The organism is Pleomorphomonas carboxyditropha, assembly GCF_002770725.1.
Taxonomy (GTDB): Bacteria; Pseudomonadota; Alphaproteobacteria; order Rhizobiales; family Pleomorphomonadaceae; genus Pleomorphomonas; species Pleomorphomonas carboxyditropha.
In genome coordinates, this window is the sequence record NZ_NQVN01000019.1 from 16,981 (window position 1) to 31,800 (window position 14,820).

13 protein-coding genes are annotated in these 14,820 nt (G+C 65.9%); 3 read left to right on the forward strand and 10 right to left on the reverse strand.

Annotated elements, in window-relative coordinates; translation table 11 throughout:
- Window positions 1-94: 94 nt before the first annotated feature.
- Window positions 95-736 carry a TetR/AcrR family transcriptional regulator gene (locus CJ014_RS20865; RefSeq protein ID WP_100082434.1) on the reverse strand — a complete coding sequence of 214 codons (642 nt, stop codon included), beginning with the start codon at window positions 734-736 and terminating at the stop codon, window positions 95-97.
- Between the two features lie 85 nt (window positions 737-821).
- On the opposite strand from CJ014_RS20865, the gene gap reads away from it, so the two are divergent.
- Window positions 822-1,829, forward strand: coding sequence for a type I glyceraldehyde-3-phosphate dehydrogenase (gene gap, locus CJ014_RS20870; RefSeq protein WP_100082435.1), 1,008 nt, complete (start codon window positions 822-824; stop codon window positions 1,827-1,829).
- Between the two features lie 48 nt (window positions 1,830-1,877).
- On the opposite strand, the gene CJ014_RS20875 is transcribed toward gap, so the two are convergent.
- The 8 genes from CJ014_RS20875 to CJ014_RS20910 form a co-directional block, all read right to left on the reverse strand.
- Window positions 1,878-2,678, reverse strand: coding sequence for an inositol monophosphatase family protein (locus tag CJ014_RS20875; protein ID WP_100082436.1), 801 nt, complete (start codon window positions 2,676-2,678; stop codon window positions 1,878-1,880).
- Window positions 2,679-2,682: 4 nt separating this feature from the next.
- Window positions 2,683-3,732 (reverse strand): LacI family DNA-binding transcriptional regulator, encoded by a 1,050-nt coding sequence (locus tag CJ014_RS20880; RefSeq protein ID WP_207765827.1) that lies wholly within the window; start codon window positions 3,730-3,732, stop codon window positions 2,683-2,685.
- Window positions 3,729-4,463, reverse strand: a complete 735-nt coding sequence (locus tag CJ014_RS20885) for a glycerophosphodiester phosphodiesterase (protein ID WP_100082438.1) — start codon at window positions 4,461-4,463, stop codon at window positions 3,729-3,731. Before CJ014_RS20885 ends, CJ014_RS20880 begins: the two co-directional genes overlap by 4 nt.
- Window positions 4,464-4,473: 10 nt before the next feature.
- The gene (locus tag CJ014_RS20890; protein ID WP_100082439.1) at window positions 4,474-5,529 is read right to left on the reverse strand and encodes an ABC transporter ATP-binding protein; all 1,056 of its coding nucleotides are present in this window, start codon (window positions 5,527-5,529) and stop codon (window positions 4,474-4,476) included.
- Window positions 5,529-6,353: a carbohydrate ABC transporter permease gene (locus CJ014_RS20895; protein ID WP_245427503.1), complete on the reverse strand. Its 825-nt coding sequence runs from the start codon at window positions 6,351-6,353 to the stop codon at window positions 5,529-5,531. The genes CJ014_RS20890 and CJ014_RS20895 overlap by 1 nt, the downstream gene beginning before the upstream one ends.
- A gap of 10 nt (window positions 6,354-6,363) precedes the next feature.
- Window positions 6,364-7,674 (reverse strand): carbohydrate ABC transporter permease, encoded by a 1,311-nt coding sequence (locus tag CJ014_RS20900; protein ID WP_100082440.1) that lies wholly within the window; start codon window positions 7,672-7,674, stop codon window positions 6,364-6,366.
- 57 nt (window positions 7,675-7,731) lie between these two features.
- On the reverse strand, window positions 7,732-9,087 hold the full coding sequence (locus CJ014_RS20905) for an extracellular solute-binding protein (protein WP_100082441.1): 1,356 nt from the start codon (window positions 9,085-9,087) through the stop codon (window positions 7,732-7,734).
- A gap of 418 nt (window positions 9,088-9,505) precedes the next feature.
- Window positions 9,506-10,153 carry a TetR/AcrR family transcriptional regulator gene (locus tag CJ014_RS20910; protein ID WP_165790928.1) on the reverse strand — a complete coding sequence of 216 codons (648 nt, stop codon included), beginning with the start codon at window positions 10,151-10,153 and terminating at the stop codon, window positions 9,506-9,508.
- A 303-nt stretch (window positions 10,154-10,456) separates the two neighbouring features.
- Here CJ014_RS20910 and CJ014_RS20915 point away from each other — a divergent pair, with 303 nt between their 5' ends.
- Complete coding sequence (locus CJ014_RS20915; protein WP_245427506.1) at window positions 10,457-11,689, forward strand: HlyD family secretion protein; 1,233 nt, start codon at window positions 10,457-10,459, stop codon at window positions 11,687-11,689.
- 81 nt (window positions 11,690-11,770) lie between these two features.
- Window positions 11,771-13,336, forward strand: coding sequence for a DHA2 family efflux MFS transporter permease subunit (locus tag CJ014_RS20920; protein WP_100082444.1), 1,566 nt, complete (start codon window positions 11,771-11,773; stop codon window positions 13,334-13,336).
- 91 nt (window positions 13,337-13,427) lie between these two features.
- Here CJ014_RS20920 and CJ014_RS20925 read toward each other — a convergent pair whose 3' ends face one another.
- Window positions 13,428-14,636, reverse strand: a complete 1,209-nt coding sequence (locus CJ014_RS20925) for a phosphorylase family protein (protein ID WP_100082445.1) — start codon at window positions 14,634-14,636, stop codon at window positions 13,428-13,430.
- Between the last annotated feature and the right edge of the window lie 184 nt (window positions 14,637-14,820).

Here is a 14,820-nt window from a genome sequence, read left to right on the forward strand (position 1 = left end):
AAACGAACCCCACCTCTGGCCGACCTGAGAGGCTTTCTGGACGAAAACTCGCTCACGCCGACGGCCCTGCCAGGCACAGCTCGCGACGGCATCATCAACCGCGCGCCGCGCCACTCTCGGCATAGTTCGCCGCCTTCAGCGTCAGCGCCACGTGGGCGGCGGCGACGGACGACAGCTCCTCCCGGCGCGTTCCGGCCCGCGCCCTGAGCGCCAGCGAGTGCTGCAGCGCCGCCAGCATCGCCGCGATACCGCCGACATCCGCATCCGCCGCGATCTCGCCGGCTTCGGCGGCGATCGCCATCCGCTGCCGGAACAGGCTGTCGGTCTTGCCGACGGCGGCGGAAAGCTCGGCGCCGATCTCGGGGTCGGCGGCCGCCTCGCCGGAGATGACGCTGAGGATCGGGCAGCCGAGCGGCTGGCCGTCCTTCGACACGTAGGCGCCGACGATCTCCTCGAAATAATCCTCCAGCCCCTTTTGCAGCGACGGCTCCTCGAACAGCGCATGCCGCCGCCGCTCGGCCGATTGCTCGGAATATTGCCGGACGGCCTTGCGGTAGATCTCCAGCTTGTTGCCGAAGGCGGCGTAGAGGCTCGGCCGCGCCATTTGGGTGGCGTCCGACAGATGGTCGAGCGAGGTGGCGGTGTAGCCGCGCCGCCGGAATTCGCCGAGCGCCGCCGCCAGCGCCTGTTCCGGGTCGTATTCCCGGGGCCGGCCGCGGGAGGGTTTAGCTTTCATTTTGTACCGATTCGCAAGAAATTAATTGCTCCGCCATTTTATGCGACCTAGTATGAAAATGTGAGAGGAAAAATGGAGTTCTGAAATGGCTGACAAGATCCGCATCGGCATCAATGGCTTCGGCCGCATCGGCCGCATGGTTTTTCGCGCCGCGCGGGCGCGCGACGACCTCGAGGTGGTGGCGGTGAACGACCTGCTGCCCATCGACCATCTGGCCTATCTCCTGAAATACGACAGCGTGCACGGCGCCTTTGCCGGCGAGGTGGCGGCGGAGGCCGGCGCCTTGCGCGTCGATGGCCGCGCGGTCGCCGCCTTCGAGGAAAAGGACCCGGCCGCCATCCGCTGGGGCGACGTCGGCGTCGATCTGGTGATCGAGTCGACCGGGCGCTTTCTCACCACCGAAACGGCCGAGGGCCACGTCAGGGCCGGCGCCCGGAAGGTGGTGCTGTCGTCGCCGCCGAACGACGACACGCCGGTGTTCGTCATGGGCGTCAACGCGACCGCCTATGCCGGGCAGGCTATCGTCTCCAACGCCTCGTGCACCACCAACTGCGTGGCGCCGCTCGCCAAGCTGATCAACGATGTCTTCGGCCTCGAGGAGGCGCTGATGCTGACGGTGCACGCGGCGACGTCCAGCCAGAACACCGTCGACGGCGTGGCGCGCAAGGACTGGCGCTTCGGGCGCGGCGTCTTCAACAACATCATTCCGGCCACCACCGGCGCGGCGCGCATGGTCGGCCGGGTCATTCCCGAGCTGAACGGCCGGATCAACGGCATGGCGGTGCGCGTGCCGGTGGCCGACGTGTCGATGGCCGACCTCACCTGCCGGCTCAGGACCAAGGCGTCCTACGCCGAGATCTCCGAGGCGATCCGCGACGCGGCGGCCGGCGCCTATCGCGGCATCCTGCAATATTGCGACGAACCGGTGGTCTCCACCGACCTCCAGGGCAATCCGCACAGCTCGATCTTCGACGTCAAGGCCGGCATGCAGACCGCCGACGGCCTGACCAAGCTGATCGCCTGGTACGACAACGAATGGGGCTACGCCAGCCGGTGTCTGGATCTGGCCAAGCACGTGATGCGTCGAGGATAATCGCGCAGAGACGGCTCCCGGCGGAACTCCCGCCGGGCAACGGCCGCGCTATTCCCCCGTCAACGCCCGAAACGCCCCGGCCACCTGCGGCGCGGCGGCGAACACCGGCCCCTTGCCGGAGAGGCCCGGCCCGGCGAGAAAATCGTCCGCCACCCCGCCGGCTTCCTCGACCAGCAGCAGGCCGGCGAGGCAGTCCCAGGACGACAGCCGGGGCTCGTAGAAGCCGAGATAGTGACCGGCGGCGACATGGGCGAGCGACAGCGCCGCCGATCCGTTGCGCATGAAGACGCCGCCGGCATTGAGCAGCCCTTCGACGATCCGCCCCATCTGTGCCCCCTGCGCCACCGTGCTGGCGCCGAGGGCGAACAGGCCGCCGTTGATCGGCGTCGTCCGGTCGACCGACAGGCGCCGGCCGTCGCACCAGGCGCCGCCGCCGGCGATCGCCTGATAGAGCCGGCCGGACATCGGATCGAGGATGAGGCCGATGAGCGTGCGGCCGTCGCCGACCAGCGCGATCACCACGCACCAGCTGGCAAGGCCGTGCAGGAAGCAGGCGGTGCCGTCGATCGGATCGACCACCCAAGTATAGCCCGAAGTCTCTCCCTCGCCGCCGCGTTCCTCGCCGAAGAGGCCGTCGAGCGGGAAGGCGGCCCGGATCTCGGCGCGGATCAGGTCCTCCACGTCGCGATCGGCGATGCTCACCACGTCCTGCCGGCTCGACTTGGTCTCGACGGAGAGACTGTCGTAGCGGTCGAAATAGCCTTTGGCCCAGTCGCCGGCGAGGCCGATGATCCGGCGCGCGGCGGCAAGTCGCCCGGCGACGCCGGGCGTGGTTTCGGCGGTCTGCATCTCGTCATTTTCCTCGGGAAGACGGCGCCGCGCCGGTCGAGCCGCGACGCACCAGCGTCACGTCGACAATTTTGGCGGCGGGCATGGATGGGGATGGCCGATCCGGCGCGTCGATCTGGCCGATCAGGCAGTCGACGGCCGAGCGGGCGACCTCGACGGGGTCCTGCCGGATGGTGGTCAAGTCGTAGCTGAGCCAGCCGGCCTCGGCGATGTCGTCACAGCCGATCACCTTGAGGTCCTCGGGAACGCGCAGCCCGGCGCGGCGGCGCAGATGGTCGAGAAAGCCCAGCGCCAGATAGTCGTTGCCGCAGTGAACGCCGTCGACGGTCACCCCGGCGGCGAGGAAGGCCTCGGCGGCCGCCACGCCGCCGGCATAGTTCTGGACCGGGCCGCGGAAGTCGCCGACGATGTCGAGGCCCAGCCGCCGGGCGTGGCGCAGGAAGCTGTCGCGCCGCCGGCCGATCGAATAGGACTGCCGCTCCTGGCCGGCCAGCGCGATCCGCCGGCAGCCGGCTGCATAGAGTTCTTCGGCCATCAGCCGCCCGGCCTTGTCCATGTCCATCGACACGTTGGCCACCGTCGGCCCCACCTCGGGCTTGTTGATCAGCGTCAGCGGCACGCCATAGGCGGCGCAGGCCTCGGCGATCTCGCCGGGCGAGGCATCGCCGGTGACGATGGCGCCGCAGACGTTGTAGTGAACCATCATGTCGATGAGATGCCGCGTGTCGCCGCCGGTCGCCGTCGGCAGGACGAACGGGCGATAGTGCTCCTCGATCAGCCGCCGGGCGATCTGGTCCATCATCGCCGCCCGAAACGGATTGTCGAGGTCGGAGACGACGAGGCCGATCAAGTTGGTGCGCTGCCGCGACAGGCTGCGGGCCAGGAAATTGACGCGGTAGCCGAGGCTGCGCGCCGCCGCCACCACCTTCTCGCGGGTGGCCGGCGCCACGCTCGCCCCTTCGGTGAACGTGCGCGACACGGCCGAGCGCGACACCCCGGCGAGCAGGGCGACGTCGTCGGCCGTCGGCACGCGATGCTGTCTGTCCTGCTTCACATGGGTCTCCCGGCGTCGGCCACCAGCTCGGGAGTGTTGGAGCATATGCCGAGCACCGGCAAGCGGATGAGGTCGTCGAGCACCGTCTTGCGCTCCTCGTGCCACAGCACGACGCCGAGCTTGCGACGCCGCGCTTCGGCAAGAAGATCGTCGGTGACGAGATCCTGCGGCCGCTCGCCGCCGCGCTCCCAGCAGAGATGGATAATGTCGGCGCCCGACCGTTCGGAGAGAGCGAAGGGATCGGCGCCGAGCGGCACCAGCACGGCGAGCGGATAGGGACAGCCAGCGGCGGCGAGCCGCGCCACCTCGTCGACCTTGAAGCTGCCGAGACCGGCGCGGCGGAAGCCCTTTTCGGAGAGGAGGCGGCTGGCGACCGGGCCGGAACCATCCGCCTTCAGCTCGACATAGAGCGCCTGGTCGAGGGCGGCGGCGAGGTCGATCACCTCGGCAAGGCTCGGCAGGGCGGGTGCACGGGCGCGCAATTCGGCAAAGGCGAGATCGGCGATCTCCCCCTCGGCGCCGAACATGCGCGCGAGCCCGGCATCGTGGGAGATCACCGCAACGGCGTCGGCGGTGAGCTGCACGTCGATCTCCCACATGTCGGCGCCGAGCTCGGCGGCGAGCCGGAAGGCGGCAAGCGTGTTCTCGGGCGCGTGGGCGCTGGCGCCGCGATGGGCAATGGCGAGCGGCCGATGGTCGGCACGGTGGGGCCAGGGAATGGAATTGCGCATGATGATCGCCTCAAACCGCGTTGCCGTGCCGGTCGAACACCAGCAGCCTGTCGCTGTCGACCGCCCAGTCGACCCGATCGCCGACACGGGCATCGTCGCCGGCCGGCTGGATCGAGCGCAGGATGGCCCCGCCTTCCAGCTCGATGTCGAACAGCGTCTCGCGCCCTTGCGGCTCGACGAACACCACCTGACCGGAAACGCGGGCGCCGCCGGATGTGCCGACATGCTCGGGCCGGATGCCCAGGCTGATCGGCCGGCCGGCTTCGAGATGGCGGAGCCGGCCCGGCAGCGGCAGGCTGACGCCGCGGCTGGCGAAACCGCCATCGCCCGTTACCTCGCCGTCGAGGAAGACGATGGGCGGATTGCCGAGGAAGCCGGCGACGAAGCGGCTCGCCGGCTGGCGATACATCTCCGAGGGCGTCGCCACCTGCCGGATGGCGCCCTGGTCCATGATGGCGATGCGGTCGCACATCGACATCGCCTCCACCTGGTCGTGGGTGACCAGGATCGAGGTGATGCCGGTCTCCATCTGGATGCGGCGGATCTCCGAGCGCATCTCGAGGCGCAGCCGGGCGTCGAGATTGGCGAGCGGCTCGTCGAGCAGCAGCACGTCCGGCTGGCGGACCAGCGCCCGGGCCAGCGCCACGCGCTGCTGCTGGCCACCCGACAGCTGCGACGGGCGGCGCGCCAAGAGGTCGCCGATATGGGCCAGCTCGGCGATGGCGCGCACCTTGCGGTCGATGTCCGCCTTGCCCTCCCGGCGGATGGTCAGCGGGAAGGCGATGTTGTCGAACACCGTCATGTGCGGATAGAGGGCGTAGTTCTGGAACACCACGCCGACGTTGCGCTTCTGGCTCGGCAGGTGGCTGACGTCGCGTTTCCCGAACAGGATGGCGCCGCCGTCGACGCGGTGGATGCCGGCGACGGCGAACAGCGTCGTCGACTTGCCGCAGCCGGACGGGCCGAGCAGCGCCAGCATCTCGCCGTCCTCGACCACGAGGTTCATGTCCTTGATGACCGTGGTGCGGTCGAAGGTCTTGGTGAAGTCGCAGATGGTGAGCCGCATCAGCCTTTGGTGCCTCCGCCGAAGATGTTGGTCAGCCGCTCGCGGAAGATGGCGTAGAGCGCCAGGATCGGCAGCATGTAGAACAGCCCGACCGACTTGAAGAGGTTGAAGTTGTAGGTGGTGGAATCCGGGTCGGAGACCGCGTTGAGATAGGTCGACAGCACCTGGAAATCGCTGGACGGCGCCAGGATGCGCGGCAGCATGTATTCGCCCCAGGCGTCGATGGCGGCGAACAGCGCCAGCGCGAACAGGCCGGGCTTCACCTGCGGCAGCACCAGGCGCCGCCAGACGGTGAAGCGGCTGGCGCCGTCCTGCACGCCGGCCATCTCGATCTCCCAGGGCACCGTGTCGTAGAAACCCTTCATGATCCAGATGCCGAAGGGCAGCATCAGCGCCGCCTTCACCAGGATGACGCCGGTCAGCGTGTTGTAGAGACCGACGAACTGCAGCACCAGGAACACGCCGATGATCAGCGTCACCAGCGGAAAGGCGTGCATCACCAGCACCCCGGCCAGCAGGAAGCGGCGGAACGGCACGTTGAGGCGCGACAGCGCATAGCCGCCGGTCGAGGAGACGACGAGGACGATGGCCACGATGCTGGCGGTGAACAGCAGCGTCGTGACCGTCGGCCGCCAGACGTCGCCGGTCACCCTGGGATCGACCAGGAAACGCCAATGGGCCAGCGTCAGGGCATTGGGAATGGCCGAGCCGGGCGGCGCGTTGGTCACCGTGTCGACCAGCAGGAACAGGTACATGATGGCGATCGGCGCGCTGGCCAGCGCAAGCAGCAGCGCCAGCGGCCACAGGGAGAGGGTCCGTCTCACGCCGTCCTCCTCAGAATTCGATCTTCGGCCGGCCGACGAGGTCGTCGAAGCGGAACAGCCGCAGGTAGATCACCGACAGCGTCACCCCGACGACGACCAGCATGACGGCCATGGCCGCGCCGAGCCCGTATTGCAGGTCGCCGGTGTAGTTGTTGAGCGCCGTGTTGAAGGACTCCAGCGCCCAGACCGAGGTCGTCCGGCCCGGCCCGCCGTTGGTGGTCAGCCAGATCTCCTGGTAGGAGGACAAGAGCGACAGCGTCTGGTAGCTGACGACGAACAGGATCGGCCAGCGCAGCTGCGGCAGGACGATGTAGCGCACCTGCTGCCAGCGGCTGGCGCCGTCCACCTCGCTCGCCCACAACTGCTGGATGGGGATGGCCTTCAGCGCGCTGGAGAACAGGATCATCGAGAAGGAGGCGCCGATGAAGCCGTTGACCAGGATGACGATGGTCCAGGCGGTCGGCACCGAGCCCTTCATGTAGTTGAAGGCCGGCAGGCCCAGCGCTTCGGCCGCCGTGTAGACGAAGCCGCCCTCCCAGGTGAACCACTTCCACATCACGGCATAGAGCACCACCGGCGTCAGGCGCGGCAGCAGCCACAGCACGCTGAACACGCCGGCGGTGGCCGGCGGCAGGTAGAAGGTGCCGATGGCCAGGAACAGGCCGACGAAGACGGTGAACGACAGCGTTGCCGCGACGTAGAACACCGTGTTGACGATCAGCCGCAGCGTGTCGGGGCTCGACAGCAGGCGGGCGAAATTGCCCGTCGTCCACTGCCAGCCGGTGTAGCTCGCCGCGACGATGCGGTCCACCGTCGCCTCGGGCGCGTCCGGCAGAACGCCGACAACCGCCTGCCGCGCCGCCGCGGCGTCGGCAAAGCGCGTGTTGAGGATCGACGCGCCGAACAGGTCGGCGGCGACCTTGAGATCGCGGATGGCGCGCGGCCGGTGCGGCAGGCCCTTGAGCTCGCGCTCGAAGGCGCGCCCGTCGGTGAACCGGCGGCCCACCAGCCGCTCCTCGATGTCGGCGACGAAGGCCGGATCGACGCCGGCCGCCCGCGCCCGGGCCAGCGCCTCGGGAGTGACCTCGAACACCGTCTCGGCGAGCCTGTCGAGCGCCGCCGGCTCGACGCCGTCGTCCCGGAGGCCGGTCAGCAGGTTGCCGGTGATGACATGGGCGCCGCCGCTGACGCCGGTCGAAATGCTCATGTTGGTGAAGGCGATGATGCCGGTCAGCGCCACCGGCATCAGGAACAGGCCGGCGAGCACCAGGAGCGCCGGGCTCAGGAATCCGAGGCCGAGGAGGTAACGTTGGAAGGGCATGGATATCTCCGGGCCAACCGGCACGCCGGGCGGGGAGCCCCCACCCGGCCGCCGCGATCAGCGGATGATGATGGCGTCGCCGAGCGAGGTCTTCACCTCGGTCTCGACCGCCTTGACGGCGTCGGCGACCGACGACGTCTTGGTCCACGATGCTTCGAGGCCCTTGAACATGGCCTTCCAGACGACGCCGAAATTCGGGTCGTTGGGGATCGGTTTGGCGTGCGGCAGCAGGCCCTCGGTGGCCGTGGCGGTCCAGCGGTCGTTGGCGTAGAAGGGAATGGCCGCCTCGGCCTCGCCGATGGCGAGATGGCCCGACTTCACCGCATGCAGCGCGTTGATGCGCGGCTCGGAGGCGATGGTGATCAGCTCGGCCGACAGCGCCGCGTCCTCGTCGCTGCCCGCCTTCGACAACAGGTAGACCAAGGGGTGGGTCAGCGTGTTGGCGTGGCCCTCGGCATTGCCGGCCGGAATGAGGCTGTACTGCATCTGGCCGAAGAAGTCCTTGAGGCCCCACTTGGTCTCCCATTCGGCCTTCTGCCAGGTGCCGGCGTGCCAGGCGCCGACCTGATCGCCGGCCACCGCCTGGTGCCAGCTGTCCCAGGTGCTGCCGAGATGGGTGGCCGGCACCACGCCCTTGTCGACCGCGTCGACGAAGAACTGGTACATGCCGGTCAGCGCCGCCGTGTCGAGCAGCAGCTTGCCGCTCTCCTCGTCGACCATCTCGCCGCCGAAGCTGGTGTAGAACTGCCAGTAATCGGTGCCGTTGACCGGGCGCGGCAGGAAGCCCTTGCCCTTTTCGACGAAGCCGCCGTCCTGCATCTTCTTGACGTCGTCGAGCATGGAATAGAGCGTGTACTCGCCGCTCTCCACCTTGGCCGGCAGCGCCTCGATGTCGGCGTCCGAATAGCCGATCTGGCGCAGATGCGTCTTGGAAAAGAAGAAGGGGCGGGCCTCGGCGTCCTGCGGAATGCCCCAGATCTTGCCGTCGAAGCTCGAGACGGCGATCAGGTTCGGGTAGATCTGGTTGAGCGGCCAGGCGTCGAAATCGACATAGTCCTCGATCGGGCGCAACAGGCCCGACTTCGACCAGCTGCCGATGTCCTCGTGGCCCGAGACGATGATGTTGGGGGCGGTGTTCGATTCGCCGGCCAGCGTCACCGCCTGCTTGAAGTCGTCCCAGCCGCTCCAGGCCTGGCCCTCGACGGTGATCTTGATGTCCTCGCCCCGGATGGCGGCTTCCTGCTGATAGAGGTCGGCGGCCATCTTGATGGCGTCGATGCGATAGTTGGCGGTCGGCCCGGTGCCACCGGACCAGACCTTGACGGTGACGTCCCGGGCCAGCGCTGCGGCGGCCGTCGACGCCAGGATGGCGCTCGCCACGGCGAGCGTGACGGAAATCTTGCGATACGACATGGTTGGCTCTCGTTGTGGTTCGACAAGAAGACGCCGATGGATCATCGGCCGTTGCACGCGCGTGCAATCGTGATAGCCGATGAATATGTCAGGGGCATTACGCCGGATCCCCCGCCTTGCCGCTCTATCCGCCAGAGGTCCCGCGCCTTCGCGCAGGGAGACACCATATGAATGGGATATGTTATTGTTTTATATATAGCTCTGGCATTCTACGCGAAGGCGTAGAATCTCGGGCAGAATGGGGCGCAACGCCGATATCGGGCTCCCATAACGGAGCGCTCCTAGGGCCTGAGCCGAAATTCGCTGGGGTGCGGCAGATGACGACGGCTTCGAGAACCGGAGCGGAGCGGGCTTAAGGCCCGTGAGCACCGGAAGCGCAGAAGACTAAGCCAGATGCCCGCCCCAGTAGAATTTCCGCTCAGGTCCGGCCGTAGTAGGCCATGAACACGTCGAGCCCGTTGTCGACGATCCGCTCGACGCCCTCGGGCGTCGGCCGGAGACCGCAGCCGAACAGCGACTTCTTCATCACCTCCGAGGTGCAGAGGGCGATGAAATGCTGGGCGGCGACGGCCGGGTCGCAGGGTTTCAGGCGGCCGTCCTCGATGGCCCGGGCGAAGGCCTCGGTCAGCCGCGTGGTGCCGCGCTCGGCGCCGGCCCGGAAGAACATGGCGCCGACGGCGGGGAACTTCTCCACCGCGCCGACCACCATGCGGATCGACGACATGTGGTTCTCGCCGGTCAGGAGCTCGTTGAAGCTGATGGCGAAGGCGCGCAGGTTGTCGCGGAAGCTGCCCTCCGTCGGCTCGAAGGCGTCGAGGGCGGCGGCGAGCTCCCGCTTCTCGTCGGTGATCAGCTCCTCGAACAGCTCGTCCTTGTTGGTGAAGTAGACGTAGAGCGTGCCCTTGGAGACGCCGGCCGCCTTGGCGATGGCGTCCATCGCGGCGCCCTCGTAGCCCTTGGCTCGGAACACCTCGCGGGCTCCGTCGAGGATCTGCCTGCGTTTCTCGCTGTCTTGCCCTTCAGGGCCGGCCACCGTTTCGCCGGGCCGCGCCGATACCTTGCTCATCCACCCCTGCCCTCGCGGTCCTCGCGGGACCGGCTGCATTGTCGGCCTTCCAGCCCTGCCGGGCTATCCTGCCTTTGGCGATCCGGCCTCACGGAAGCGATGCCGACAATCACGTTTTGCTGAGAATGCCCGTTCGCGGGGCAAAACGTCAACCAACCGTCGCCATCGCATATTGACCGAACGGTTCGGTCATGAGATAACACTTTCGACGATCAGCAACAATACTGATCCAGATATTTTGCCCGGCACCAGAGAGCGGCGCGGTCCTCCCGGCAAGCCGGCGACGGACATATGGAGATCACCATGGCCAAGCGCGAAGGCAACGCCGCTCACGAGAGCGACGGCTCGGAAGCCACTGTCACTGCGATCCGCCCGGCGAGCGAGCACGCTCCCCAGCCGACCCCGCCGCACACCCATGAAGCCAAGCCGGGGCCGCACCTCGTCGAGCGCGGCAAGCCGGCCGAAGCCGCGGCCGAACCGCCCAAGAAGAAGGGCATCCTGGGCCGCCTCGTCCTCGTCGCCCTCATCGGCGCCGCCGCCTGGTTCGGCGGCAAGGCCGGCTATGCCTGGTGGATCGACGGCCGTTTCCTGGTCACCACCGACGACGCCTATGTCGCCGCCGACATCACCACGCTGGCCGCCAAGGCCTCCGGCTACGTCACCGAGGTGATGGTCGCCGACAATCAGGTGGTGAAGAAGGGTGACGTCCTCGCCCGCATCGACAGCGGCGACTACACGCTGGCCGTCGCCCAGGCCGAGAACGCGCTCGCCGGCAACCTCGCCACCATCGCCCGCATCGACAAGCAGATCGCCGCCGGCGAGGCGCAGGTGGCGCAGGCGAGGGCCGGCGTCGCCTCCGCCCAGGCGACGCTCGAATCGAAGGAAATCAACTTCACCCGCCAGACGACGCTGGTCACCAACAGGGTGTCGGCCCAGTCGCAGCTCGACGACGCCCGCACCGACCGCGACGCCGCCCGCGCCGCCGTCGCCTCCGCCGAGGCGGCCGTCGCCGTCGCCGAGGCCAACATCGAGGTTCTCAAGGCCCAGAAGGCCGAATCCGAGGCCACCGGCAAGACGCTGCAGACCGCCGTCGACAAGGCACGGCGCGACCTGTCGTTCACCGAGATCCGGGCGCCGGTCGACGGCGTGGTCGGCAACAAGGCGCTGGAAGTCGGCACCTACGTGACGCCCGGCCAGCAGCTCGCCTCGCTGGTCGCCACCGGCAGCGCCCATATCGAGGCCAACTACAAGGAAACCCAGCTCGCCGAGCTGGTGCCGGGCGAAACCGTGCGCATCACCGTCGACGCCCTCGGCGAGGAGGAGACCATCCTCGGCAAGGTCGAGAGCCTGTCGCCGGCCACCGGCTCGGTGTTCAGCCTGCTGCCGGCCAACAACGCCACCGGCAACTTCACCAAGGTGGTGCAGCGCCTGCCGGTGCGCATCTCGGTGCCGGCCGACGTGGCGGCGAGCGGCAAGCTGCGCCCCGGCCTCTCCGTGGTGGTCGCCGCCGATCCGCGCACCGCGCCCACCGGCTGAGGCCCCTCACTCGTTTCGAACCGACCGGCTTGCGCGGCGCCTCCCGCCGCGCACCCTCGGCCGACAGCCATCGGTCACCCCATGTCCGCCATTGCCTCGGCCGGTGCCGGCCCCACCTTCACCACCCGCCGGCTGTTCACCTTCATCTGCATGGTGTTCGGCATGTTCATGGCGATCCTGGACATCCAGATCGTCTCGGCGTCGCTCAGCGAGATCCAGGCCGGCCTCGGCGCCGCCAACGACGAAATCTCCTGGGTCCAGACCTCCTACCTGATCGCCGAAGTGATCATGATCCCGCTGTCGGGCTACCTGTCGCGGATGATCTCGACGCGCTGGATGTTCACCATCGCCGCCGGCGGCTTCACCTTCGCCTCGATGATGTGCGCCTTCTCGTCGTCGATCAACGAGATGATCCTGTGGCGCGCCGTGCAGGGCTTCATCGGCGGCGGCATGATCCCCACGGTGTTCGCCTCGGCCTACACCATCTTCCCGCGCAGCAAGATGGGGCTGGTGACGCCGATCATCGGCCTGGTCGCCACGCTGGCGCCGACCATCGGCCCGACGGCCGGCGGCTATCTCACCGAGCTGTTCTCCTGGCACTGGCTGTTCCTGGTCAACATCATCCCCGGCATCTTCGTCACGGTGACCAGCTATTTCCTGATCGACTTCGACGAACCCGACTTCAGCCTGTTCAAGGTGTTCGACTGGTGGGGCCTCGCCGCCATGGCCGCCTTCCTCGGCTCGATGGAATACGTGCTGGAGGAAGGCCCGAGCAAGGACTGGCTCGACGACGAGCGCATCGCGCTGCTGACCGGCATCATGGTGATCGGCGGCATCGTGTTCTTCGTCCGCGCCTTCACCCGCAAGAACCCGGTCGTCGACCTCTGGGCGTTCAAGAACCGCAACTTCGCCTTCGGCAGCGCCTTCTCCTTCTGCCTCGGCATCGGCCTCTACGGCCTCACCTACCTCTACCCGCTCTATCTCGCCCGCGTCCGCGGCTTCTCGGCACTACAGATCGGCGAGACGATGTTCGTCTCCGGCGTGGCCATGCTGCTGACGGCGCCGATCGCCGGCCGCCTGTCCAGCAAGCTCGACCCGCGCGTCATGATGGGCATCGGCTTTGCCGGCATCGCCGTCGCCACATGGCTGTCGACCGGATTCACCGCCGACTGGGATTTCTGGGAGCTGTTCTGGCCGCAGATCTTCCGCGGCGTGTTCATGATGATCTGCATGATCCCGATCAACAACATCGCGCTCGGCACACTGCCGCCGGCCGAGATGAAGAACGCCTCGGGCCTGTTCAACCTGACCCGCAACCTCGGCGGCGCCGTCGGTCTCGCCCTGATCAACCAGATCATGACCAACCGCAGCGACCTGCATTTCGACCGGCTGCGCGACGCGGTCAACATCACCAGTTCCACCGCCATGTCGACCATCAGCGGCATGGAGCACACCTTGTCGGGGCTCGGCAGCAATGCCCACCTCGCCGCCATCTCGCGGCTGACCAGCCTCGCCCAGCAGCAATCCACCATCATGGCCTTCAACGACATCTTCGATCTGTTGACGGTGCTGTTCCTGGTGCTGGTCATCGCCCTGCCCTTCGTGAAGAAACCGGCGGCCCAGGGCGGCAGTGGCGGCGGGCATTAGGTGTTTGATCGCGGTTTTCGATAGTGCATTCTTTTCGCCGGGTGGAAGGAGGCGCTGTGGGCCAAGTTCTTCACGGAAGCGCCACATAGACTTATAGCAAGTCGGCGGCATATCGTTCCAGAAAGAGCTGGATGGTACCTGCCGAGAGATGAGAAGAGTATCTCTGATATCTATCATTCTTATAATGATCAGCGTGATCGCAGACACCTTTCAAACCGAACATTATAGGACGTGGGGACGCAGCATCCCTGCATGCGCTGTAGACAGCGTACATTTCCATATCAAAAGCTATTAGCTTCCGATTTTGCTTACGCACCTCTTCTGTAACTGTCTCGTCAGCGATCACCGAAGAGCCAGAGGCCATCGGCCCGCACTTAATGCGCGGTATCGCGATCGGCTTCTCCCCCTCAAACCTCTCGGAGATCGTCAGAAGAGCATGGCTATCCTGCGCCAGAACTTTAAACTTCTCTGTTATTTCTGGCGAAAGACAAATCTGATCAGGATTAATCTCGAATGTTTCCTTGGTGTACTTTCCCATTTGCCAATCCCACGCGGGATCAGCAACGACAACCTCTCCAAGCTCCGCCTCCCCCCGGACTCCCGCGCATATTCCAGCCATAACAACCAAGCGAGGCCGAAGATTGCAAATAACCTTAGTGACTAGTGTTGCGGTGGCGACCATCCCCATACGAGGCGCAGAGATCGCATCAACCGAATATTGCTTGCCACCGCTCTCAAAGCGACCGGAATAGTGAAAGCTCGCCGAGTCGAACGCTTGGGCAGGGCCGAATCCCCATGGGATTCTTCTAACGAAATCCAGTTCCGGCGATGATAGTGCAGTAACTATGCACACGTCCCTTTTAAAATAGAGCGGCTTAACTTGATCTAATGATGATCTCAGATAGCCTACCTTCGCCACAAGACGTTCACGCCATCCATTATCAGCAGGGTCATAGAGGTCCGCGACCCAAACACCATTATTAAATTTATCCAAGAATTCTTCCAGCAGCTTTCTGAACCCTGTCAATGCAAGAACATTTGGCGGCTTTTTGAACCGCTGACTTCGCTCTAGCTCGGTGAGAAGGTTGAGACCACCCTTTTCGTCAGGAATATCCCCATCACGAAAAGGCAATGCAATATCAAGAATAAGTAAATCGTAGCGAATTAGAGACAGCCGCTCCCGGGCAGCCAGACTTGTCGTTTCTGTTTCAACTGAGTCGGCATCCGAGCATTTACTCTCCACAAGTGACTTTAATAGATGAAGTTTAGCCGCATCGTCATCAACAATTAGTATTCTCACCTTTTACTCCCATAAGAGAGAATGTCGTTCATCCAGTATTCTAGTTCCGCTTCCCATTTCCGGTCACCCGAGCTATACCAAAGTAATGCTTTGAAGGTATTTGGAAATTTGAGATGCAGCTCAGATCTTAAAGCATCTAGACTGACTTCGGCGCCATCGTCTCGCTTGAATCCCGGAAATTGAG